Source organism: Rufibacter tibetensis, from assembly GCF_001310085.1.
Taxonomy (GTDB): Bacteria; Bacteroidota; Bacteroidia; order Cytophagales; family Hymenobacteraceae; genus Nibribacter; species Nibribacter tibetensis.
Map to the genome: position 1 here is coordinate 3,090,153 of NZ_CP012643.1, position 24,758 is coordinate 3,114,910.

19 protein-coding genes and 1 riboswitch are annotated in these 24,758 nt (G+C 47.5%); of the genes, 8 read left to right on the plus strand and 11 right to left on the minus strand.

The genetic code is table 11. The annotated features are described in order from the left end of the window. Positions 1-72: 72 nt before the first annotated feature. Together DC20_RS12605 and fabV are read left to right on the plus strand one after the other, a co-directional pair. Entirely contained in the window at positions 73-783 is a 711-nt protein-coding gene (locus tag DC20_RS12605) for a phosphatase PAP2 family protein (RefSeq protein ID WP_062544152.1), read from the plus strand. A 155-nt stretch (positions 784-938) separates the two neighbouring features. Next, positions 939-2,129, plus strand: a complete 1,191-nt coding sequence (gene fabV / locus DC20_RS12610) for an enoyl-ACP reductase FabV (RefSeq protein ID WP_062544153.1) — start codon at positions 939-941, stop codon at positions 2,127-2,129. Between the two features lie 170 nt (positions 2,130-2,299). Here fabV and DC20_RS12615 read toward each other — a convergent pair whose 3' ends face one another. The 6 genes from DC20_RS12615 to DC20_RS12640 all read right to left on the minus strand — a co-directional run bounded on the left by DC20_RS12615 (position 2,300) and on the right by DC20_RS12640 (position 11,382). Next, positions 2,300-4,636 carry a hypothetical protein gene (locus DC20_RS12615; RefSeq protein WP_062544154.1) on the minus strand — a complete coding sequence of 779 codons (2,337 nt, stop codon included), beginning with the start codon at positions 4,634-4,636 and terminating at the stop codon, positions 2,300-2,302. 239 nt (positions 4,637-4,875) lie between these two features. Further along, positions 4,876-5,460, minus strand: coding sequence for a fasciclin domain-containing protein (locus tag DC20_RS12620; RefSeq protein WP_062544155.1), 585 nt, complete (start codon positions 5,458-5,460; stop codon positions 4,876-4,878). Positions 5,461-5,655: 195 nt separating this feature from the next. After that, entirely contained in the window at positions 5,656-7,647 is a 1,992-nt protein-coding gene (gene pulA, locus DC20_RS12625; protein WP_062545946.1) for a type I pullulanase, read from the minus strand. 237 nt (positions 7,648-7,884) lie between these two features. Further along, a complete protein-coding gene (locus DC20_RS12630; RefSeq protein ID WP_062544156.1) occupies positions 7,885-9,045 on the minus strand; it encodes an MFS transporter in 1,161 nt (386 codons plus the stop codon). A 260-nt stretch (positions 9,046-9,305) separates the two neighbouring features. Continuing rightward, positions 9,306-9,908, minus strand: a complete 603-nt coding sequence (locus DC20_RS12635; RefSeq protein ID WP_062544157.1) for a thioredoxin family protein — start codon at positions 9,906-9,908, stop codon at positions 9,306-9,308. A 94-nt stretch (positions 9,909-10,002) separates the two neighbouring features. Further along, positions 10,003-11,382: a dicarboxylate/amino acid:cation symporter gene (locus DC20_RS12640; RefSeq protein WP_062544158.1), complete on the minus strand. Its 1,380-nt coding sequence runs from the start codon at positions 11,380-11,382 to the stop codon at positions 10,003-10,005. 241 nt (positions 11,383-11,623) lie between these two features. On the opposite strand from DC20_RS12640, the gene DC20_RS12650 reads away from it, so the two are divergent. Then, positions 11,624-12,622 (plus strand): enolase C-terminal domain-like protein, encoded by a 999-nt coding sequence (locus tag DC20_RS12650; protein ID WP_071885451.1) that lies wholly within the window; start codon positions 11,624-11,626, stop codon positions 12,620-12,622. Between the two features lie 370 nt (positions 12,623-12,992). Here the strand turns inward: DC20_RS12650 and DC20_RS12655 are convergent, their stop codons facing one another. After that, on the minus strand, positions 12,993-14,681 hold the full coding sequence (locus DC20_RS12655; RefSeq protein WP_062544161.1) for a hypothetical protein: 1,689 nt from the start codon (positions 14,679-14,681) through the stop codon (positions 12,993-12,995). A 435-nt stretch (positions 14,682-15,116) separates the two neighbouring features. Between DC20_RS12655 and DC20_RS12660 the strand changes: the two genes are divergently transcribed. Next, positions 15,117-16,133, plus strand: a complete 1,017-nt coding sequence (locus tag DC20_RS12660; RefSeq protein ID WP_062544162.1) for a glycosyltransferase family 2 protein — start codon at positions 15,117-15,119, stop codon at positions 16,131-16,133. Between the two features lie 72 nt (positions 16,134-16,205). Here the strand turns inward: DC20_RS12660 and DC20_RS12665 are convergent, their stop codons facing one another. After that, on the minus strand, positions 16,206-16,784 hold the full coding sequence (locus DC20_RS12665; RefSeq protein WP_062544163.1) for a DUF6799 domain-containing protein: 579 nt from the start codon (positions 16,782-16,784) through the stop codon (positions 16,206-16,208). A gap of 77 nt (positions 16,785-16,861) precedes the next feature. After that, entirely contained in the window at positions 16,862-17,506 is a 645-nt protein-coding gene (locus tag DC20_RS12670) for a DedA family protein (protein WP_062544164.1), read from the minus strand. 150 nt (positions 17,507-17,656) lie between these two features. Between DC20_RS12670 and DC20_RS12675 the strand changes: the two genes are divergently transcribed. After that, positions 17,657-18,106: a MarR family winged helix-turn-helix transcriptional regulator gene (locus DC20_RS12675; protein ID WP_062545947.1), complete on the plus strand. Its 450-nt coding sequence runs from the start codon at positions 17,657-17,659 to the stop codon at positions 18,104-18,106. Positions 18,107-18,164: 58 nt separating this feature from the next. Beyond that, positions 18,165-18,839, plus strand: coding sequence for a YceI family protein (locus tag DC20_RS12680; RefSeq protein WP_062544165.1), 675 nt, complete (start codon positions 18,165-18,167; stop codon positions 18,837-18,839). A gap of 208 nt (positions 18,840-19,047) precedes the next feature. Here the strand turns inward: DC20_RS12680 and DC20_RS12685 are convergent, their stop codons facing one another. Beyond that, the gene (locus DC20_RS12685) at positions 19,048-19,272 is read right to left on the minus strand and encodes a hypothetical protein (protein WP_062544166.1); all 225 of its coding nucleotides are present in this window, start codon (positions 19,270-19,272) and stop codon (positions 19,048-19,050) included. Positions 19,273-19,430: 158 nt separating this feature from the next. Beyond that, positions 19,431-19,528, plus strand: a riboswitch (TPP riboswitch). A gap of 59 nt (positions 19,529-19,587) precedes the next feature. Between DC20_RS12685 and DC20_RS12690 the strand changes: the two genes are divergently transcribed. Together DC20_RS12690 and DC20_RS12695 are read left to right on the plus strand one after the other, a co-directional pair. Then, positions 19,588-22,023: a TonB-dependent receptor gene (locus tag DC20_RS12690; protein ID WP_062545948.1), complete on the plus strand. Its 2,436-nt coding sequence runs from the start codon at positions 19,588-19,590 to the stop codon at positions 22,021-22,023. 512 nt (positions 22,024-22,535) lie between these two features. Then, positions 22,536-23,714 carry an acyl-CoA dehydrogenase family protein gene (locus DC20_RS12695; protein WP_062545949.1) on the plus strand — a complete coding sequence of 393 codons (1,179 nt, stop codon included), beginning with the start codon at positions 22,536-22,538 and terminating at the stop codon, positions 23,712-23,714. A gap of 264 nt (positions 23,715-23,978) precedes the next feature. Here the strand turns inward: DC20_RS12695 and DC20_RS12700 are convergent, their stop codons facing one another. Continuing rightward, positions 23,979-24,302 carry a hypothetical protein gene (locus DC20_RS12700; RefSeq protein ID WP_157593155.1) on the minus strand — a complete coding sequence of 108 codons (324 nt, stop codon included), beginning with the start codon at positions 24,300-24,302 and terminating at the stop codon, positions 23,979-23,981. Between the last annotated feature and the right edge of the window lie 456 nt (positions 24,303-24,758).

Here is a 24,758-nt window from a genome sequence, read left to right on the forward strand (position 1 = left end):
AATAATGGGCTAAAGTGAGTGTATCTTTCAAGGGGGTAGATTTCGTACAAACCCTAAAAAAGCTGGTTGCCTATGCAGCAAGAAATAGAACAGAAAAGTAAGAATGCAGGTGCTTTCCTGGCGGTGGTCTCGCTCCAGATGATGGTGTTATGGCTAGTGTTTGTAGGGTCTGCCTTTCTATTTTTTTGGATGGCGACGGTGGTCTTCATTGAACAGGAAAAAGAACTGGACCAGGCCGCCTTTGCCTTTGCTGCAGACCTCACAGACCCGCAGACCACAGAGGTCATGTACTTCATTACGTTTTTCGGGTCTAAGGATTTTCTCATTTATGGGTCGCTGGGGTTAGCTTTTCTGTTTTTGGTTTTCAAAAAATGGCGCTTTTACTCCCTCAAGATCATTGCCATTTCAGCCACCACCACGCTCTTTAACCAAAGCATGAAATTTCTCTTTGACCGTCCCCGGCCGGAGACTGCTTTCTTGGAACAAGGAGGCAATAGCTTCCCCAGCGGGCATGCCATGATTGGGGGCGCGTTCTGGGGTTTGCTCGTGTACCTGGTTTGGACCAACTTGCATAACAAATGGCTAAAATTGACCTTGTGCCTTCTGCTGAGCATTTGGATCTTCCTCATCGGCTTTAGCCGGGTGTACCTGAATGTGCACTATGCTTCTGACGTGCTGGCCGGGTGGGCTGCGGGGATTTTCTGGCTGATCATTGCCATCTTTCTGCTAAACAAACTGCAGCAAAGGTTGGGCCGAAGGGTAGACAAGCAAATGGAGAACTAAGGACACAGTCCCTCAAAAAGGCGAGAATCTATCAGAGAAATCAGGAAGTCCGTAGCGAAGAAGTCTTTCTGATGGGTTTTGTAAATAAAAATAGCAAATTTACGTCTGCAACTGACAAACCAACTCTACAGATTCATCTGTTAAATCAGCATTATATGATTATTACGCCCAGAGTACGCGGCTTTATCTGCCTAACCTCCCATCCTAAAGGATGCGAACAGAATGTAGTGAACCAGATTAACTATGTAAAGTCTAAGGGAACCGTAGAAGGACCAAAAAACGTGTTGGTCATTGGTGCCTCCACCGGTTTTGGCTTAGCTTCCAGAATTACCAGTGCTTTTGCGTCTAACGCGGCTACCATTGGTGTCTACTTTGAGAAGCCATCGGCAGAAGGCAAGCCCGGTTCACCGGGTTGGTACAACACCGCAGCATTTGAGAAACAAGCGCATGAAGCCGGTTTGTACGCCAAGAGTATCAACGGTGACGCCTTCTCTGACGAAATCAAACAAAAAACGCTGGACCTCATCAAGGCTGATCTAGGCCAAATAGACCTGGTAATTTATTCATTGGCTTCTCCGCGAAGAGTGCACCCTAAAACCGGGGTGGTACATAATTCGGTCCTGAAGCCGATTGGGCAGACGTTCTCTAACAAAACCGTTGATTTCCATACCGGCAATGTGTCTGAGGTAAGCATTACGCCTGCGTCTGAGGAAGACATTGAGAACACCGTGGCCGTAATGGGCGGCGAAGACTGGGCCATGTGGATGGAGGCTTTGAAAGCCGCTGACCTTTTGGCGCCGGGTGCTACTACCGTGGCGTATTCATACATAGGACCAGCACTCACTGAGGCGGTGTACCGCAAAGGAACCATTGGTCGAGCCAAAGACCACCTGGAAGCTACAGCGTTCACCATTACTGATTCCTTGAAAGACCTGAACGGCAAAGCCTATGTATCTGTAAACAAAGCTCTGGTAACGCAGGCAAGCTCAGCTATTCCGGTTATTCCTTTGTACATTTCCCTGCTGTACAAAGTGATGAAAGCCAAAGGGATTCATGAAGGCACCATTGAGCAGATTCAGCGTCTGTTCCAAGAAAGACTGTACACCGGCGGTGAAGTGGCCGTTGATGAAAAAGGCAGAATCAGGATTGATGACTGGGAAATGCGTGAAGACGTGCAGGCCGAAGTAGCTACCCTTTGGGAGCAAGCCACCACGGAAACCCTTCCGCAAATTGGAGACCTGAACGGCTACAAAACAGACTTCTTCAAGCTCTTCGGTTTTGAAGTAGCCGGAGTAGATTACGAGCAGGATGTCAACGAAGTAGTGGAAGTACCAGGATTGGTATAGATTACTCTTATACTATACCGGTGGTTTACTACCGGTTTATCCAAAACTCCTTAAAAACGGAAGACCGGCTCTGCTTTGGAGCCGGTCTTCTGTTTATAAGGAGTTTTCTTTGCTCATGCGAAATAGGAAGGCTTTGGAGGAGGACCGTAGGAAGAACCTTAACTTATTTCTCAACTCTTTATTTGTACCCGCAAGGCTTTTAAACCACTCACTCCCTGAAGGTCTTCTACTTCCAGTTGCTCAATTTCATCGGTGAGCACGTCTTTGTTCTGCAGGTATTCAATATACTCCAGGTACTCGTTCGCTTCACGGGCCTGAGAATAGACAATGGCGATCTTTCCGGGTTGGGTAAGGCGTTCTTCGGTGCCCCTGATGAGGGCTTTGTCAATGCGCTTCTTCACAATCTCGTACCGAATATTGTAGGCGCCGTCCACGTCAAATTTCCGTTCGTCCTGCCTGAACTTTATGGCCAAAGGCTGGCTATGAATTAGAATCAATTGAGTGGTTTCCAGGGGCACTTTCAGCTTTGGTTTAAGCGCGTGGGTACGTCTGGCCATCTCGCACACCACCATCAACTGCCATAGACGCAGGTTCCGCAGGAACATCAAATCAAAAGGCTGATTTTCTACCAGAGACTGGCCCACGTAGATGTTGAATTCCACACCATCGGTGACAAACCTCTCAAAATAATGCGGGTACATCTGTTGCGCATTGAGCTCTTCTTGCTCCACGTATTCGGCAATGGTCTCGTTGATGAGCGTGAGACTCTCCTCAAAAGCTTTCCGGCGTTTGTAAAGGATGCCCAGGGAAGGATCCATGGCTTCCCGGTACTCCTGAATATGCTCTGACAACTCAGGATGGGTTGCTTCCAGGAAATGGAACATGGGTTCTACCTGGGTACGCAGGGTCTCAAAAATCAGGATACCATCCTGCACCAAAACTCCTTTTTTGAGTTGCCGCAAATGCTTTGAGACTGAAAACCGGAGCTCATCCAGAATGGGCAGGGAATGTACCTCCACGGCTCTTCTCAAGACACCCTCCGCCAGTTGCAAATGCTCCATTAAGTCACCTAAAATAGCCGTATTCCGCTCAGTGCTGGAGCCACGTACATCGGCCACCGCATACAGGGGGTACACGTCTGAGAAGACAATGGGTTCCATCTCTGGGGTAGGACCGGTAGGAGAGGCGTTCATCTTGTCTAAAAGGTTGAGGGCCGCCTCCCTGAACCGCCACTCCAGAATAGGGTGGATGGCCGTAAACTTTTCTCGGATGACCGATTGCACCCGGGCCTCTATCTCTTCCGAGTTCCGGTTTACCGCCACGGAAAACAAGGGCAGAAACTGCTCTACCTTGGCAATAGAGAAATTGTCCAGGTCTCCGGGATTAGGCGAACCAAGCTCCAGAATACCAATGGGGTCATCACCGTACCTGAGCAGGGCCAGCACAATGTTTTTGATGCCCATGCTCAGCATCTCTTCGCGCACGCCTTCCGGCAGCTCGTCTGTGGACTCCACGTTCTTCACTACCAGCGGCACGCCTACACCTACCAGTTCGTCATAGATTGCTTTGAAGCCGGCATAACTGGTGCTGGTAATTTCGCTCTGCAGCAGAAAGCTGTGGTTAATTTTATTTCCGAAGTTGACGAACGCGCTTTTGTTTTTATGGAATGCCGCCACTCCCAGTTGCAGGTGAGGCCGTTTGAAGAGGATCCTGATTTTTTCCTGCAACTGCTCAAAACGGTCAGGCGCCAACATGACGTCGCGCTCCAACAGATCGTTTTTCAAAGAAGAAAGCACTTCCTGATCGGTGACGTCTACCAAGTTCATGATATAAAATCCGCTGATCTCAAAGTTTTCAGGGGGCAGAAGCTCCATCCAGATGTCCATGTCCCGGATGTTGTCCAGCATGGTCTGAATATCATCTTCAGAAAGTTCAGGAAGAGCCTTGGTAGGGGTAATGTCTAGAAACTGGGTGTTCAGCACCACGTTGTAGTGGCGGTACAAGCCCAATTGATAATCTGGAACGGTATAAATAAGAAACTCTTCGTGCGGAACCTGCACCTGGTAGAATTTCTCCAGAATCATGAGGTACACCATGCGCACCCGGTTGAAGAGCATGCGATGCTCGTCAATGTTCAGGGGGCGTTTCAGGGTTTTATGATCCGTTAAGATGATTTGCTTGAACGGCTGCGTGTAATAGAAGCTTGCGTCATATAAAGGGCCTACCGCGCCGCTGGCCTCAGACTCTTGCGTGGCCGGCGGAAAGATTGCCGTCATCAGCAAGTCAATAAGGCAATGATGGTCTGGGCCAAGCTTGTTAAGATCTGTGATGGGGCCTAGTAATTCCGGAAGGTTTTGCAGTTGCCGGTCTATTTCCTGGGAGCACAGCATGAAGCTGCTTTTGCAGTCATCCTGAAACTGCTGCCAATAGGTAATAATGGGCTTCAGGCTAAGGTTTGCCTTGAACGGGAATGAGGAAGCACTGATTTGGAAATCGGTTGATAGCATACAGGGTTTTAAACGGAAAACTCACAGACCAGATACAAAAAAGCCTCCTCCAGGATAATACAAACGCACCTAAAAAGGAAAAACAACCCCAAAAGAAGTTCACTGCTCTTTCAATGTAGATTCTGTGCTCAAAAGGTAGTCTTTCTCTTTCAGGTTTAAGGGTTTATTTCTGAAAATAGCCCAAAAAAGAAGCCCGCTATAAGCAGGCTTCTTAAATGTAAGACTATAAACAAGTTGAATTACATGGTTGGCAGCACCACGGTGTCAATTACGTGGGTAACACCGTTGCTGGAAATTACATCTGCGGTAGAAACTTGGGCACCGTTGATCATCACCATGTTGCCTTTTTTGCTAACCATTAGGGTTTCGCCCTGCACGGTAGTCAGTTTCTGGCCATCTTTCAGGTCTTTGGCTTGTAATCTGCCTGGTACCACGTGGTAGGTCAGGACTGAAGCTAATTTTGTTTTGTTTTCTGGCTTAAGCAGGGTCTCCACTGTGCCGGCAGGTAGCTTGTCAAAAGCAGCGTTGGTAGGAGCGAAAACGGTAAATGGACCGGTGCCCATCAAGGTTTCGGCCAGACCGGCAGCTTTTACCGCAGCCACTAAGGTGGTGTGCTCACTGGAGCCAAGGGCATTTGCCACAATGTTTTTAGAAGGCACCATCATGGCACCACCTACCATAACACCTTCTTTCTTAGCAGTGCCAGTGGTTTTAGACTTGGTCTTGGTAGTTTTGGTTTTGGTTGTTGTAGTTTGAGCCGACGCAGTAAGAGTTCCCAGAGCCAGAGCTCCGGTTAAGGTCAATAGGAAAAATGATTTTTTCATTTTGGTTTGTTTGGATTGGTTAGATACTGATGCCCCACTTACGACAACAGAACTTCCCCCGGATTTCTACTCAGTAGAAATACTTCTTATCACCAATCTTCCACCTCCCTTTTTGCCAGCTTATTACGTTTTAGTTTATTTTTTGGAAAGCTGCTTCAAAACAGGGCTGGGTGATTTTTTGTCTACCAAGCCAGACTACTTTTGGAACAGCACCAGCATAGAAACTGGCGGAACCAGTATGTGGCCTTCTACCTGGCGGCTACCGTTCAGGTGTATTACCTCCTCTTCTACGGCCACAGTCCATTCTCCATGGAGTGGAACCTCAGCGGCTTCCTCGCGGCCATTGTAGTAAACCAGGATGTTTTTCCAAGAGTCGCCGTGGGCGTAGTCTTTTAGTTTGTAGCCCACTAAGCCCGGCTCAGTGGTTACAAACTCCAGGTGGTGGTTGACCATTTGGGTAGTAGGCATCCAGAACGCTGGGTGGGCCTTACGGAGAGCAATGAGGTTTTTGTAGTAGGTAAACACGTCCGGATGTTCGGCTTTCCAGTCCCAGTTGATTTGATTGATGGCATCTGGCAGATTGTAGCTGTTATGCTCTCCGTTTTTGGTGCGCAACAGTTCGGCTCCGGCGTGTAAGAAGGGTGTTCCCTGGCTTGTCAGCACGATGGCGTCTGAGAGCAGGTTCATTTTTTTCAATTCCTCCGGAGAGGCATCAGGCCGGGAGACTTTCAGTTTGTCAAACAGCGTGAGATTGTCATGGCAGGAGACATAGTTCACCGCCTGCCAGGGCTCCCGTGCCCAGAAGGCTTTGGAGTAATTTACGTGGTGGATTTCTACCTGTGGATGGGGCACACTGCCCACTACGCCAAACTTGATGGACTCCTCTGTGTGTTTGGCGCCATTCACGAAGCCGGTGGATTTCTCGTCAAAGACGGAACCCTTGATGGCGTCTCTAAGGTCATCTGAGAAGGCACTGGTGTGGGTGAGTTGGTGCGTGTTGGCTTTAAGCGCTTTGGCGTAGTCAGGCAAAGGGCTGCTGCCGGCGGTCCAACCTTCGCCGTAAATGATGATGTTGGGGTTGATCTTCTTGAGTTCAGCCGTGAGCTGGTTCATGGTTTCCAGGTCATGGATGGCCATCAAATCAAATCGGAATCCGTCTATATGGTATTCTTTTGCCCAAAATTTACAGGACTCCATGATGAACTTACGGGCCATGGCACGTTCGCTGGCCGTCTCATTTCCGCAGGCCGAGGCGTCTGAATAATGCCCGTCTTCTTTCTGCCGGTAATAATAATCCGGGAACTCCAGGTTGAAGTTAGAGCCCTTGGTCAGGCCTGTGTGGTTGTACACCACATCCAGAACCACGCCCAGCTGGTTGTCATGGAACTCTTTCACCATCTGCTTGAATTCCTTTATCCTTACCTCGGCGTTATAAGGATCTGAGGAGTAGGAGCCCTCCGGCACGTTATAGTTTTGCGGGTCATAGCCCCAGTTGAACTGCGGTTGGTCTAACTTGCTTTCATCTATAGACCGATAATCAAAAGAAGGCAGCAGGTGCACGTGCGTCACACCTAGCTCTTTCATGTGGTCGATGCCCGTGGAAAACCCTTTCGGTGATTTGGTGCCTTTTTCCGTAAGACCCAAAAATTTGCCCACTCGGGAGCTGCCCGAACTTGCGTGGGAAGTAATGTCACGCACATGGGCTTCCCATAAAACCACTTCATTGGGCATTTTGACGGTTGGTCCTTTGTCTTGCGCCCAGCCCGCTGGGTTAGTGGAAGCCAGGTCCAATACCATGGCCCGTTGGCCGTTCACGCCTACGGCCGTAGCGTAAATTCCGGGCGTTTCATCCAGCCAATGGCCACTTACTTTCACATGGTAAGTATAGTAAACGCCTTGCAGGTTTTTTTTAACCACAAGCCGCCACAGGCCTTTTTCTCCTTTTCGCATGGAACGCTTTTCGCGCACGGTTCCTCCATAGCCCTTGTCATAGAATTTGACCACCACTTCCTCAGCCACCGGTGACCAAAGCTTGAACGTGGTCCCCTCGGGTTTATATTCGGTCCAGAGATTGGCTTGTTTTGGGGTAGGGTACTGGTCAAACTTATGGGCCTGAGCCCAGGTGGTGGAAGAACTCATCAGGAAAAGAAAGGAAAAGAGTACAGGAAGTAGCTTACGGCGTTTCATGGCAATAAGTAAATAAATTACTGGCAATGGCCGTAGAAAGGCAAAGCCTGAATCTTTAAAGGAAGGAAATATTCTGCGCATCACAAGCAAGGATGCCGTTTTGTTTTGAGTCCTTATTTCAGAAAACAGGCTTAAATGGGGTAGCAAAGTCACATCTTGAAGCAGCAAACCAGATGCACTCTAAATGCAAAAGATGGAGGAAAGTTAATCGACCTGAATACTTAGCTAAGCAAAGACTTACCCTTCCTCTGTTTTGATTCGGCTGGAAAGCAAGGCTACGCCTATCCCCATCAGGGCAATGGTGGCAAAGGAAAGCCGAAGGCTGCTGATTCCGGCTAGCATTCCAATTAGGGGAGGGCCTACCAGGAACCCGGCAAAACCAATGGTGGATACTGCGGCAAGTGCCATGCTTGGTGCCATGGTTTTGGTTTTGCCCGCCACGCCATACACCAACGGTACTACCGCTGAAACGCCGGCCCCTACCAATAAAAAGCCTATAATCGCGGTAACCAGATTAGGGAGGAGAACGGAGATCATCAGGCCTACCGCCGTGAAAATACCGCTTAACTGCAGCACGCGTTTCAAGCCTAATTTTGTGGTAAGCCAATCTGCTATAAAGCGGGTGAACGCCATGGTGCTCATGAAAGCGGTATACCCGGCGGCAATCCAGGCTTTTTCAGCGCCTACCACTTTCTGGAAGTACACCCCGCTCCAGTCAAACATAGCTCCTTCACAAATCAAAGAGCAAAACGCAATAAGGCCCAAGCCCATGAGCGACTTGTCTGGCATGACAAAAAGAGGCTGATCAGCAGGAGCGGGAGCATCTTTCGGAAAGGCATATTGGTAGGCAACAGCAACCCCGGCCAAGACTACTGCCATGATCACGAAGAAATGCTGAAGCGGCTCCACATCGGCCCCAATCATGACCGTACCTATGGCGGCCCCGAAGAAGCCGGCCAAACTCCACAATCCGTGGAAAGAGGCCATGATGGACTTGTTGTACAGGCTTTCTACGCCCACTGCCTGTGTATTCACAGAGATGTTGGCCATGTTGCTCGCAAACCCAAACAAGAAAAGCACCGCCACCAAATGCAGCGTGGTCTGGCTCATGCCAATCATTACCAGCGTGGTGCTGTAGATAAGCAAAGCAATGGTGACCACTTTCCGGCTGCCAATTCTGGAGGTAAGCCAACCTGTAAACGGCAAAGAAAGCATGAGCCCCACGGGCAACGAAAAGAGCACGCCCCCTAATTCGGCCTCAGACAAGTGAAGCTTTTGCTGGATGCTGGGAATGCGGGAACCCCAACTGGAGAAGCAAAGGCCTTGCAGGAAGAATAAGGCACTAACGGCTAAACGATGGGCTTTTCGGGAAACGGGGGAGGAAACTAAAGAAAGCATTGATACAAGAATTCGGGCAAAAATACACCTTTTTACGGGAAGGACCCAGCTAGATGTAGTTCGGTCATGTTCATTGTGCTTTTGCCTCAGTAGCTTAAACCTAGTAAAATGGTTGGAATTGGCTATAGTAGAGCAATGTGAAAAGGCTGAAAGAAGGGCAAAAAAGAAGCTGCCTTCTTTCTGATGTGCTCAGGAGAAGGCAGCTTCTTTTGATGATTTTTGTTTAGAACCTGTTTTGCTTAAACCAGGCTCAAAATAGCTTATTTGGCAGGAGTGCCTTTCAAGATGGTGAGCATGTTCATTTCAATAGTAGGGTACGCAGACTCTACTATGCGACCTACTTCCTTGCCATCACGGTATAGGATGAAGGTAGGAACAGCCGTGATATTGGCTGATTTCTCCTCACCGCTGGGGCTGGTCTTGTCTTCACGCAGATTGTATACATTGAAACGGGAATGCGGAAAATGCGCTTGGTCAATCACTTTGTAGAAGCGGGGTAAATCACGCTGACTATCCATGCACCAGCTGCCAGCGTAGGCTTTTATAGACACGTTTTCCAGCAGGGGCTGCAATTCCTCCATTATCTTGGCATTGGGCGTGTACCGTTGGTAGGCTGGGTGAAACCACTTACTGTAAGGTTCGGCCTCATACGCTACGCGGTTGCTGGGCCCGATCAGGATGTTCTCGTTTCCGGCAACGTTCTTTTCTTCTCGGTTCAAATGCTGGTCAAGGCCGGTTTGCCCGGCTGAAGAATAGCCAGACGATTGCTCAGCGGCACCGGAGGTAGACAAAGAAGTAGCTTGGCGAGCGCAGGAAAAAGACCCAAAAACTAACAGGGCAAGGAAAACTAAACGGTAATGCATCTTCAACAGTGCTTTAAAGCGGTTAAAACGGGATGATAATGGAAAAACGAATTATCGTGTCCAAAAGATATCCCATAGGAGGAAACTTCTGTGCTTAGATTGTTTCCAAGGCACGAGGAGCGTCCAAATCCACGAACTCACCTTCCCAACGGGCAATCACCGCAGTGGCCAAGCAGTTTCCTATTACGTTCACCGAGGTGCGGGCCATGTCCATCAGTTCGTCAATCCCTAAAATGATGAAGATTGGTTCTACCGGCAGGTTAAACGAAGCGGCCGTTCCCAGCAAGATCACCAACGAAGCGCGAGGCACCCCGGCAATTCCTTTACTGGTCAGCATGAGGGTGAACACCATCAGCAACTGCTGTTCCCACGGCATCTCAATGCCGGCAGCCTGGGCCACGAAAACCGAAGCCAACGACAGGTACAGGGTTGAACCGTCCAGGTTGAAGCTGTAGCCCATCGGCATCACAAAGGCCACAATCTTACGCGGCACGCCTATGGACTCCATGGCCTCCATGGCACGAGGCAGGGCAGCTTCTGAACTGGTGGTGGCAAAGGCAATGGAAACGGGTTCCGCAATGGCCTGTACAAACATCTTTACTGGAATCCGGAAGAGAAGCGCCGCCGGTAGCAGCACCAGCAACAGGAATGCCACCAAAGCCACATAAAGAGTGGCCAGCAACTTAAACAGGTTCACCAGAATGCCGAAGCCCATGTGCCCCACGGTGTAGGCAATAGCGGCGCCTACGGCAATAGGGGCGAAGAACATGATGATGTTGGTGAACTTGAACATGGTCTCAGCGAGGCTCTCCGTCACTTCCAGCAACGGACGGCGTTTGCGCTCATTCAGCATAGCCAGGGCAATCCCGAAGAGTACGCTGAACACCACAATCTGCAGCACTTGTCCTTCGGCCACCGATTTAGCGATGTTTTCTGGAAAGATGTGCAAAATGATATCCTGCCAGGTTTGGGGCGGTGGGGCGGTGATCTCGTCACTCGTTTCACCTCTTAGCACAATGCCTTCGCCGGCACGGCTGATGTTAATGGCCGCCAAGCCGATGAAAAGGGCAATGGTGGTCACAATCTCAAAATAGATTAGCGCTTTCCCGCCCATTTTGCCTACCTGTTTCAGGTTGGAGTGGCCTGCAATACCTACCACCAGCGTTGCGAAAATGAGCGGCGCGATGATGGTTTTCACCATTTTTAAGAAAATCTTGCTTAAAACGTTAAGCCCTGAGGCAAAGGCCGGGAAACTGTACCCAATTTCGGCGCCAATGACCATGCTCACCAGAATCCAGGTGGTCAGGGATTTTTTCTTGGCGGCAAACAGAATCAGTACCCCAATACCAGCCCAGCGGGCGGCGGTAAGCACAACTTCCGGAAGGTTGACATAGCCGTAGTTCTGACATAGCGTGAGCACAACAGCCACCGTGATAATCACAAAAGCCACTAAGGCGAGGGTGGATTTTTTCATAAAAGAGTTAATCCTTTTTCCTCAGGCAAAGGAAAAAGCAACGGTTTTTAGTTTGGTCTGGATGAAGGTTCACATGACCTGTTACGGCATGGGAACCTACAAATATACTTTTTTCTTCCGGTTCCTAAAGAGCGTTAGCCTTGTCTGGCTGTTTTTTGTGGAGCACGGGCAAAAACACGTTTTTTATTGGGCTTTGCTTCTTTTTTACTACACTTGAGCCTCGCAAACGCTACTTATCACTATGCTACTATGGAATTTGGAGGCCCGGGACCTCACCCTGCGTTATACCTGGAAAATCTCCCGCGATGCCTCAGACGTGAAAACCAATCTTTTTGTGACTGTAGGAGACGAAAGGGTGCAGGGCAGGGGAGAAGCCGCTCCCAACACGCGCTATGGTGAAACGCCTGCTTTGCTGCAACAGCAGTTCCAAAACCTGCATGCGAACGGGCTGGACCATGTTGCCTCCATAGAAGAATTACAGCACCTCATGAGCCTGCACCCGGTGCTGCCGGCCCTGCGCTTTGCCATTGAATCTGCGTTTGTGCACTACCTCTGCCGCAAGAATGGGCAAACCGTTTCTGAGTTTTTAGGCGTTCAGCCTGTCACTTCTGCCCCAACGGCCTATTCTTACCCCATCATGGAGCCTGGTAAGATAGCAGCTTTCACCAAAGAGCACGGGCTTCACCGGTTTGAGTACCTCAAGGTGAAAGTAAACCAGGTAAGCGGCCTGGACATGCTTTCTGAAGTAACCAAAGCCACAAGCCAAGGCCTTATTGTAGATGCAAACGAAGCCTGGCAGGACCCCGATTCTATCATGCGGTTTTTTGAAGGCATTAAGAAGTACCCCATTCTCATGATTGAGCAGCCCATGCCTTCCGGTTTGCAAGAAGAGTACCTGTACTTAAAAAAGCGCTCTCCTTATGACCTTTTCGCCGATGAGTCTGTCACAGACCACGCCGATTGGGAACTGTTGCAGCAGCAATTTCACGGGGTAAACATGAAGCTGATGAAAGCCGGAGGCTATTTGAACGGATTGGCCATTCTGCAAAAGACCAGGTCACTGGGCATGAAAACCATGATTGGCTGCATGATGGAAACATCCATGGCCATTTGGTCAGGCCTGCAACTAGCTCACGGCGTAGACCTGTTAGACTTGGACGGAATGTTAGTAGTAAAAGACGAGCCGTTCCAATTGGTAAAAGAAGAAGCCGGCAGGTTGTATCCGGTAGAGCAACCCTAGGTTCAGAAACGTTTTAAGGCTTGTTTAAAGGAAACAGCCTCAAAGTCTGGATGGGATTGTTCTTTCAAAATAAGCTTGTAAAACAAAACATATTCTCTACACAAACCAAAAGGCCATTAGCTGCAAGAAGCTAATGGCCTTTTGGTTTGTGTTTTCTGTAAACAGCTGCTCTCAGTAGTTGAGCATGCTTTTAGTGCATCTATCAAACGAAGGGATTTGCGTCCTCAATTGCACTACTTTGTGCTATCCATACCATTTTCATCTGCCGTCTCTAAACGCGTGACATTTTCTTTTAAGCTTGTATTAACAGGCATCTTCTTGAAAGAAACAAGATTTTTGAAAGTTAAACGAGCCTTTAGATAGAAGTTACTTAGAAAATAGAAACCCCGTGTCCTGCTTTGCTTTTTGGGCAAGCAGTTAAGTTACCTGCAAAATAAGTATCTGCTGCTTTTTTATCAGTTAGAACTACCTTTTGTTTGCTTTGGTAATTGTATAAGATGAGGTTCTCACCAAAAGGGTAAAATACCTCTTCTCCATATACAGTAGTTGTGACACCTTGCTCATTATATTTGAATAGGTCAGTACGCACGTCTCCTCTTACCTTCTTCAGGTCGTAGGAAATCCTTAAAGCTCCTGAAACATCCCAAAAACACTCAAAGACGGGTGCCGGACCAATGTGAGGGCAAATACCATCTAGAATCAAAACTGAGTTCTCAGTTAAAACAGGAAATTTTTTCTGTACATCACTAAGGATTTCTAATTGAATAGGAAAGGTCTTATGGAAGAAGGTAGCAATAGTGTAATTAATCATGAACCCTATAGTGCACAAGGAGGCAATTGAAACAGAAATCATGTTTCTCCTTAAGCGGGCAGACGGTAATACAAAAGAAGTAAGCCCGATTGCCCCTAAAAAGCAAGTGGCTACTCCTAAAGACGCTGCCATGGTTATTCTATTTGATAAACCAGTTGGATGGGGATCAAATTGAGCTGTAGTCAGGAATATTGCATAGCCAGCCCAGTAAACCACTACCCCTGCTAAAATCACCTTTATCCATAACAGGGGTTTATAAAGTTCAGCGCTTACCTTTTGCAGGTAGTTGAAGATGAAGATTCCTAATGGGATACCAACAGCTACCAAAGTAAGATTGGAATGATTTGCAAAAATCTGCCAAATAACCTTTGGTAGTTTGATTCCAAAAATGATAAAGTCGTTTTTAATAACAGAAGTAAAAACAAGCCATAAGTGCTGCCAATAGCTTGTGTAAAACCCCCCAGTTCTAATAGATATCCAGGCCTTAAATAGAATGCAAAAGCAAAATGCTAAGAAATTAGCGAACAATAACAGCTTGGATTTCTTGTTAAAAGCAGCAAATGAAAATTTCCCTGTTTTTTTTGTATGCCATGAAATAACAACAAAGCTTACTAAGAATAGAGGTAATATCACTTCATAAGACAAGATGCTTAAGACTACGCTAGCTAAGCTAAGTATACCCCATGCCCAACTTGCTCTGCCCTGTGTTCGAAGACATTTAATAATTGAAATGAAGTTCAAAAAGAAGAATGTTATGCTAATGTTCGTGTGAAAAGTGGACATCCAGATACGATCAGTAGAAAAATGTGGAAGAGTTGCATAAATCAACGGAATTCCTATCAAGAGTAAGCGAGGTACTTTCACTAGTCGAAGACTTAAGTAGATCAGGACGACTACTGACAATACAAATAGGGAGTTAATGATGTGATACCCTGTGGGATTGCTGCCAAAGAAAGAATACAAAATAGCCAGGTTAACTATCTGAACAGGGCGCATTCTGGCAATTGGGTCTTGCGTGAAAAAATCACGAATAAGCCCTAATATGCTTTGATCTTCAGCACCATGGAAAAGGGAAAGAAATGCCCAGTCATCACTATAGAAACCTAAGCCCCAAATCATAAATCCCTGTAAAATCAAAAGAATACTTGCTAGAAAAATGCAGTCCTTTACAACTAAGTATTTGTCTTGGGCTGTTTGGGAAATCAATTCAGGTTGATGGAGTTTTGAAGTTTCTTTTATAATGGGCATTGGGTTTAACTATTTTAAGTTTTATGCAACACTGTTATGTTAATACAATGTGGTAATATAAAATGTCAATAATAGCAGTATTTATATTCAACTTATGTTATAAGTTGAATATAAAGTAGTATCACTTTTTAACCTTATAAAACTATTTACAAATTCTGGTTAGATGAATTTCTGTGTTACTTCATAGCTGTCATCCTAAAATTAGAGGATTTCAGAAAATCATTACTCAATTTGGCGAGGCATATGGAAGCCAGTTTATTTTAGTGAAAAGTAATATGGTGTATAAAGTTATAAATTTTAATTAAAAATTCATATAATTGTTAAAGTCATTCACTAGTAAACTGTACCATAGGTTTGTAGTTGAAGATGGACTCAGTAATCTGTCTTGGAAAGATGAAGAGTTGGACCTTGTAATTGTTTAATCAAAATATTCTTATGGCACCCACCTATTCCCTGGTAGTTCCTGTCTACAATGAAGAAGAGATTTTGCAAACTCTATATCAGAGATTATGCGGAATAATGGAAAGGTTAGATGGCCCAGTAGAGTTAATTTTAGTTAACGACGGTAGCAAAGACAGGTCTCTGCAACTTATCAGAGAGTTGCGCCATCAGGATAAGCGGGTGGCCTATATTAGTTTGGCCAGAAATTTTGGCCACCAGGTTGCCGTCACAGCAGGCTTACATTATGCAAGGGGGCAGGCGGTCATAATCTTAGATGCAGATTTGCAAGATCCTCCAGAGTTGATCCCTGAGCTTGTTGAAAAGTGGAAGCAAGGTTACCAAGTGGTGTATGCGCAAAGAACAGTTCGCCACAAGGAGGTGCTTTACAAAAGAGTGGCCGCTTATACCTACTACAGAATGCTGCAGCGGCTCTCTGACATCACTATCCCTACAGATACCGGGGATTTCTGCTTACTTGACCGAAGAGTAGTAGATGTTCTGAACGCGATGCCTGAGCGTAATCGTTATATCCGAGGGCTTCGTACCTGGGTTGGTTTCAAGCAAGTAGCAGTACCTTTTGAACGAGACCCCAGGTTTGCTGGTGAGAGGAAATACACTTTAGGCAAATTATTAGGCCTGGCTTTTAACGGTATCTTTTCTTTTTCCAGAGTTCCGCTAAAGATTTCTACATACTTAGGGTTAGTGTCTGCTTTAGTAGCACTGGTGATGGCTGGAATGGTCTTCTACTGGCGTGTTTTCCAATCTGACTCTCAATTTACAGGCTATGCAACTATCCTGATTGCCGTATTTTTCTTAGGGGCAGTCCAGCTAATTGGAGTAGGTATTTTAGGAGAATACATTGGCCGGATTTATGAAGAAGTAAAAGGCAGGCCCCTCTTTACATTTAGTGAACTGGAAGGCTTTAATCAATCAAACCCATCACCTTTGGAAACGGATTTAAGAGTTAAGCAAGAAGCAGCTCTACTACAGAATCACTGGACCCCAGATTAGAAGCAGCGCTTATTCGGTTAGGGCTTTAAATTGAAATTCGCTCTCTTATTTTTCATTTAAAAAGAAGAAAGTTTAATTCTTCTTTTCCTCAGCGGAAAGCTGTTGTTCAAGCTTAGACAAGTCTGCGTCCAGTTTTTTCAACTCGGCTTGGTTGGACTTGTTCTGCGCAGTCTTCTGCAGGAGCTCGGTTTTGAACTGCAGAACACGTTGTTTCTCTTGCAGGAGCTTTAACCGGTCATTCATTTGCTGCGCTTGCAAAAGTTGTTTCCCAATTCCGGTGGTGTCGCCGGAGACGGTAGTGGTTCTTTGGGTGATGACGGTTGACCTATGCAGATTTCCTTTTAGGTCAACATAATCTCCTTCGTTCAGTTGAAGAACTTCGCCGCCAGTCAACGTAAGAGATCCGTTTGGCTGTAAAATGGAGCCGTTAGGGAAAGTTCTGCCTTGCGCCAAAGGGGTAAAATCTTTGCCTTTGACATCCATCAATCTTCCGTTGCGCATGATAATACCTTTTCGCAACGGGGTAACGCTGGTGGTGGTGGTGCGGCCGCTCTCACTTTTTCGGATAGAAGCAGTTTGCGCTTGCGCCAACATAGGAGAAGCCAAAATACCTAGCAGAAGGGCACTAGCCAAGAGAATACGTTGTAGCATAGGGAGCTTGATTGGTTGCGGTATTTATACGTTAATTTCCTAAAAACTGATCGAAATCAGGCAGTGTCGAAAATGGCTTATGCATCGGCTCCCTTTCTGCGCTCTTTCATGTATTGGATAAAGCCCGGCAGAATAGATAGAAAAATAATAACCGGGATAGCGTAGTGCAGGTAGTCTTTCATTTGGGGAAACTGCCGGCCCAGGTAATAACTAGCCACCACCAACGAGGAAATCCAGAGAGCGGTACCCAATAAACTTAACAAGGCAAACCGGCCAAGGGGCATGCCCGTCACGCCCGCCAACAAGGGGTTAAAAGTACGTACCACGGGCACAAACTTGCCCAGCACAATAGCCGACTTTCCTTTCTCCTTGTAGAATTGTTGCGCGCGGTCCAGGTTCTTCCGTTTGAAGTACCAGGTGTCTTTTTTCCGGTAGAGCTTTTTGCCCATCTTCTTGCCAAGGCTGTAGCCCAGAAGGTCTCCGGCCACTCCGGCCGCCGTCATGCTGACCAGAAGCACACCCAAAGGCACTTGCAGCACATCAGCTCCCGCCAACAAGCCCGTAGCCAGTAAAAGCGAGTCGCCTCCGGGGATGACCAGGCCAATAAGTAAACCCGTTTCCACGAAAACCACAATGAGAATAAGCGTGAGTCCGCCGTATCTGATCATGTTTTCTGGACTGGAAAACATTTCTGACCACGAAATCAGAAAAAAGTCTGTCATTTGCCTTTAAAAGTAGATGTAGGGGAAATACGCACGATGGAAGCCCGATGTTGGTTGTATCTTTAAGAGATAGGCAGAAATACGGTGGCTATGTTGCTGATTCTGCGGCAGGAACCTATATTTGAAAATCCCCTAAAGCATCAAGATTACATGAAAATCGAAGAAGAAATAAAGCAAAGCGCTTTTAAAGACGTTTACCAAAAAGCCTATATAAACGTGGTCTATACTTCTAACTGGTTAGACCAAAGACAGGCGACGCTGTTCAAACCATTCGGGGTTACGTTGCCCCAGTACAATGTGCTGCGTATCCTGCGAGGGCAATACCCTACACCCGCCACGGTGAACCTGCTAATAGATCGTATGTTAGATAAAACCTCTAATGCGTCACGCATTGTTGACAAGCTGGAGGCGAAAGAACTGGTGACACGCAAGCAATGCCCTACAGACCGCCGGACCGTTGATATCCTCATCACCGAGAAGGGACTGAACTTGCTGCAGGAGATGGATTCTCTGGGCGATGGTGGCCTGATTGGCTTGAAAAGTCTCACGCCGGAAGAGGCAGAACAATTAAGTAGCCTGCTTGACAAAATCAGAAGCTAATTTTGCTTAACTTAAAGCTTTAAACCCTTTATACTTACCCCTTAACGTGTTTATTCCCATGAAAAAAGTGTTACTCTCTCTTATGGTTGCTGCTACTATAGGGGCTTCTGCTTTTACCGTAGTTTCACCGGGTTCGCCGGAGAAGAAAACAGCACCAAAGAAATCAGTGGCGGTTGCTATTCAGAATTACAAAGTGATTCCTGCTGAAAGCAAAATCACCTGGATTGGCCGTAAAGTAGCCGGTGAGCACAATGGCAACATTACCCTTGCTAGCGGAACCATTCTGTTAGACAGGACAGCCCTACGCGGCGGAACGTTCATCATGGACATGAACTCTATTACCTGCAATGACCTGCAGGGCGGTTCAAACAAGCGGTTGGTAGATCACCTGAAATCAGATGATTTCTTCTCTGTGGAGAAAAACCCTACGGCCATGTTTGCCATCACCAACATCGCACCAAGAGCAAACGCTAAATCGGGTACTGCTAATTACACCATTACCGGTGACCTCACCATTAAAGGCATTTCAAACCAAATCTCTTTCCCGGCACTGGTAACCTTGAAAAAAGGAGTAGCCACTGCCAAGGCCAACTTCAAATTTGACCGCACCAAATGGGATGTCAAATTCCGTTCTGGCAACTTCTTTGAGAACTTGGGTGATAAAGCCATTCAGGACGACGTGGAGTTGAACATTGAACTGGTGGCCAAACAAGAATCAGTAGCTAAGAAGTAATTAAATCTACTTTAAGGAAAGGTCAGCACTAAGTCAGTACTGACCTTTTTTTGTGCCATGGAGTTGAGGAAAGGCAAGAATATAGCCCTGATTAGATTGGATTTTGTGGGCCATTTTCTGAAACCAGGATTAAAACGAAAACCCGGAAGCTTGGCTGTATCACCATGCTTCCGGGTTGGGTACTTCGTTCAATGGAATTTGCTAATTACTACAGAGTAGAGGATTTTACCTGCGGCCGGTTGTAATCAGGTTCCCAGTCATTAATAGGCAGGCAAATGCCTGGTGGAAGGTCCAGATCGGGCAACCCATCATTGAGGGGTTCGCCTCCGTCATCGTCGCTGTCATCTTGCGGAGGTACGCTAAGTCGTTTACGGGGGGCCAGCGCCAAAAAAGCAATCAAGGCAAACATGGCCAAAGAGTATACGATCATCATAAAATCAGATGAATTAAAAGTCTCACATCACATCCACAGCCGGTTGGCGTCTCTTCCTTGTTCAACGTATGGTCGCCTCCCTATGTTGAGCACGAAAGCAAAAAAAATCATATAAGTTGTGAGGCCGGTTGGTTTTGAAAAAGACCGGGCGTAGCTTTGCCTCAGTTTAGGGGTGCCTTAAGATAACGGGCTGAGATCATACCCATTGAACCTGATCCGGGTAATGCCGACGGAGGGAAAAACAAGGGAACAAAACAGAGTGGGAGCACCGGCCCCTGGTGGCTCCTGGTTGTTTTATTATTTTTATCTTTTCGCATGAAAAAAGCTTTAGCCCTGCTCTTGGGCTGCCTGCTGCCTTGGTTTGCCATGGCACAGAATACCTTATCTGGCCGCGTAGTTGATGCTGCGACCCAATCACCCCTTACCGGTAGTACTGTTAGGCTTACTTCTGGCAACCGTGCCACCCTCACCGATGCCTCAGGCCGTTTTGCTTTTTCCAATCTTCCTGCCGGAGACTATACCTTACAGGTAAGCTACCTGGGCTATGCCTCCGGTACCCAATCTGTCACCTTGCCCATTGCCCAACCCCTTGAAATTTCTCTTACCCGCACCAGCGTGGCTACCAAAGAAGTACTGGTAACCGCCACCCGCGCCAATGAGAAGACGGGTACCACCTACACCAACATAGGCAAGCAGGAGCTGGAAAGCCGCAATTTCGGGCAGGATTTGCCTTATTTGCTGGAAAACACGCCATCTTTGGTCACCAATTCAGATGCAGGAGCCGGAGTAGGTTACACCAGCATGCGCATCAGGGGTTCAGACATTACCCGTATCAACGTAACCGTGAACGGAATTCCGGTGAATGATGCCGAAAGCCACGGCGTGTTCTTCGTAAACATGCCCGATTTCGCTTCGTCTTTACAGGATGTTCAGATTCAGCGTGGGGTAGGGACATCTACCAATGGCGCCGGAGCCTTTGGCGCCAGCCTGAACCTGCAGACGCAGGATGCCAGCCCCGAGGCGTACGCCCGCACTGACAATGCCTACGGCTCTTACAACACCTGGAAAAACAACGTGCAGTTTGGCACTGGTTTGCTGGGCGGTAAGTTCGCCGTAGATGGCCGCTTGTCCAGGATCACTTCTGATGGTTACATTGACCGGGCGTCTTCTAACCTTAAATCGTTCTATTTGTCTGGTGGCTATTACGGTGCCAAAGACCTGCTAAAGGTGGTGGTGTTTGGTGGCCATGAGATCACGTACCAGGCCTGGAACGGGGTAGACGAGGAAACCTTGAAAACCAACCGCCGCTTCAACTCCGCTGGTACAGATTATGGCAGCACTGACATACCGTATGACAACGAGGTGGACAATTACCAGCAGTACCACTACCAACTGCACTACGGGCATGAGTTCAGCCCGGCTTTGTCGCTCAACGCGGCGCTGCACTACACGCGCGGCTTCGGGTTTTATGAGCAGTTCAAGGTGAATGAGCGGCTTAGGAACTACAACATTCCGCCGGTAACCATAGGCGGAACTTCCATCACCCGTACTGATCTGGTGGGCCGGAAGTGGCTGGACAATGATTTCTACGGAAGCACCTTCGCCCTGCAATACAGAGGTACTAATAAGCTGTCTGCCGTTTTAGGTGGTGGCTGGAACCGCTATGAAGGCGCGCACTTCGGAGAAGTGATCTGGGCGCAGTATGCCTCTACCATCCGGCCACGCCACCGCTACTATGACAATGATGCCGTGAAAACCGACTTCAACGTGTACGGTAAGGCAACGCTTCAGGCCACTGAGCAGTTGAGCTTCTTCGGGGATCTGCAGCTTCGTACGGTGAATTACAAAGTAGATGGTTTAGACGATGATCAACGTGATGTGACCACCCGCGCCGATTACAACTTCTTCAACCCCAAAGCAGGGGTGACGTACTCCCTTTCTGACCGGCACAACCTGTACGCATCTGTGGCCGTGAGCCACCGCGAGCCTACCCGTTCTGACTTCACTGACCGTCCGGTTTCAGACCGCGCCAAGCCAGAGCGCCTGGTTGACTGGGAAGCCGGTTACCGCCTGAACCAACCCATTGGTGAACTGAATGGCTTGCCCTTGAACATCACCGCAGATATGACCTACTTCTACATGGACTACAAAGACCAACTGGTGCTAACTGGTCAACTTAATGACGTAGGAACGGCTTTGAGGACCAACATCCCGGAAAGTTACCGCACCGGCGTGGAAGTGGCTGCCGGAGTAGGTCTGGGAGAGTTTGCCCGCTTTACTACTAACTTGTCGTTGAGCCGCAACCGCATTAAACAGTTTACCGAGACGTTGCCCATAGACTACAATCCTGAAGATGTAGTGGTGAACCAGTATGATGAGACCACTATTGCTTATTCGCCAAGTTTTGTGACCTCTACTCAATTAGAGGTGCAGCCGGTAACCGGGCTTCGGTTCGCGTTCCAGTATAAAACCGTAAGTGAGCAATTCCTGGACAATACCGGCAGTGAAAGCCGCCGCCTGAAACCGTATGAGGTAGGTGATGTGCGTGTGTTCTATCGTTTCAAGCCGGTGAACTGGATGAAGGAAATTGAACTGGGCTTACTGGTGAACAACGTGCTTAATGAAGAATACGAAGCCAACGGCTACACCTTCACTGAGTTGTATTCCGGCGATACCAATCGCTATGACTATAACTATTACTTCCCGCAAGCACCCCGAAACTACATGGCGCAAATCAGCCTGCGTTTCTAAGCTTCTTTCCCGAAAGCAGCCTTAAACAAGAAGTCCCTGGTAGTTTGCGCTGCCAGGGACTTCTTGTTTTAAGAAGGAACGAAACCGCTGGCGCGAGCTTCCAGCTCGTGTCCGCACGTATTGCTGATAAGTTCTTTAGTTCTCGTTCCAAAGGTTCAGTACTCGGATTTAAAGACTTTTTAACTCTCCATTGTCATCCTGCAAGGATCTTGTGTGTGAACCAAAACGGCCTTGGAAGCGACTCCACCGTTCGTTCACAAGATCCTTGCAGGATGACAAAATGAAGGGAAGGTTCATGAATGCGTGCGGACACGAGCCGGAGGGTCGCGCCAGCGGAAGTATTGTATACTACTTAACTGGCATCAATCCCCCTGTTTTATACCTGTTTTCAGGAAAACAGCACAAAAGCACAGAGCGAAACTGATGTCTTGAAAGGTTTTGCTAACAAGTGTTGGCAAGGGGCAGGTTTCTTGTTAAGTTTGGAAACAGACATTGACGGTATCTTAGAACTTATGGCTACAGACAATTCCAGCGCCCCAGATTATTTCAACGTAGACGACCTGCTTACCGATGAGCACAAACTCATCCGGCAGACCATGCGTGACTTCGTGCGTCGCGAAATTTCCCCTAACATTGAGAAGTGGGCGCAGGACGCGCATTTTCCGTCTGAGATTGTACCTAAGTTTGGAGAAGTGGGGGCCTTTGGTCCGACCATCCCGGAGGAATACGGAGGCGGCGGACTGGACTACATCAGCTATGGCATCATCATGCAGGAAATTGAGCGCGGCGACTCTGGCATGCGTTCTACGGCTTCGGTGCAAGGTTCTTTGGTCATGTATCCTATTTACGCCTATGGTTCTGAAGAGCAGCGCAAAAAGTACCTGCCTAAGTTGGCCACCGGTGAGTGGTTGGGCTGCTTTGGGTTAACAGAGCCAGATTTTGGGTCAAACCCAGGCGGCATGATCACCAACATCAAAGACATGGGCGACCATTATCTACTCAACGGGGCCAAACTCTGGATCTCTAATTCACCGGAGTGCCAAGTAGCGGTGGTGTGGGCAAAGAACGAACAAGGGAGAATCAAAGGCTTGATTGTGGAGCGTGGCATGGAAGGCTTCTCTACTCCAGAAATTCACAATAAATGGAGTTTGCGTGCATCCAGCACCGGCGAGCTGGTGTTTGAAGACGTGAAAGTGCCCAAAGAGAACCTTTTGCCTAACATTGATGGCTTGAAAGGACCTTTGGGTTGCTTAGACTCGGCCCGGTACGGTATTGCTTGGGGAGCCATTGGGGCTGCCATTGACTGCTATGAATCTGCGTTGAACTATGCCAAGCAGCGTATTCAGTTTGATAAACCCATTGCCTCTTACCAGCTTATCCAGAAGAAACTGGCCGAGATGGTGACGGAAATTACCAAAGCTCAGTTGATGGTGTGGCGTTTGGGCACGCTCAAGAATGAGGGCAAGGCTACTACCCAGCAGATTTCCATGGCTAAGCGTAACAGTGTGGACATGGCATTGCACGTGGCCCGTGAGGCGCGGCAGATTCACGGAGGCATGGGCATTACCGGCGAGTACCCGATCATGCGTCACATGATGAACCTGGAAAGTGTGATCACCTACGAAGGTACCCATGACATTCACCTGCTTATTACCGGCGCTGATATCACCGGCATTCAGGCGTTCAAATAGAGAACTACTAGTAAAACATGAAAGGCAGCTACGTTTCCGTAGCTGCCTTTCATGTTTATAGGCTGTTTTAGGTAAAGGAAGCCTAATCCATAACTTTATTCTGATAATAAAGGCACCTCAGAATTTAAGATAGCACGAGAGTGGCATTGCTGTGGGGTTGCCAGTTCGGTGAAGGAGCGCATTACCATGGTGGCATAGGGTACAAAGAAAGAGGTATCCGGCTTTCATTCTACCATAGAATAGAGGCCGGTTAAGCTGAAACCGTTAGTTCTGGTTAAGGTTCAAGATGATTTCAAGCCCAGCGTGCGCAGGACCGCAAATATCCATCATGTCTTCTTTCCTGTCAATTGAATGTAAACTCGCGGTGTACACCTCAGCCGCAGATAAAGCCGAGTGTATGTATTGCAAGGCCTGCTTGGTGGCTAGTTGAACATGAGCCGAGTTGTCAGAGAATTGTAAATGTTGAATAAGGTCCAACACTTTCTCGCACTGGTTCCTTATCTCGTAAATGGCATCTGGGTTGTCATGGGCATCGCACTCCAGGTCATCCATTAATTGCTTCAAAGTAGAGAAGGTAACGGTATTCATAAGTTCTTGGGTTTGCATCTGTAAGATGGTGAGTTGCCTTTTTTAAGTGATGCACGTGGTTAGCGAACCATTGATGCCGTTAATGTAGAAGCTAAGTGCAAGAACTGGTCCATCTTTCTCCAATATGTGGTGGGGTGAATTTTTATTGGAGCATCTATGCCCAAAAGCGCTCTGTTTTTAAGTTGTTATGTCAAAAAAGGCTTCAAACAACAACGTAGGAGTAGTTATTGTCTAAATCAATTTATGGCTGATAAGTTGTATGCTTTTACCAAATACCTAGCTTTAGACTTGTTTTCTTGGAAAGAGGTAGGAAATAGAAAAGGCTTATACTACTTCCTTGAGCTTGAGGTGAAACAGGATAACTAGAAGAGAAGCAAACCAAGAAATATATTGAATCTGCGTTGCTAAAATAATTGGAATTTAATTTGTTATGTTAAAAATAATAGTAATTTTAGA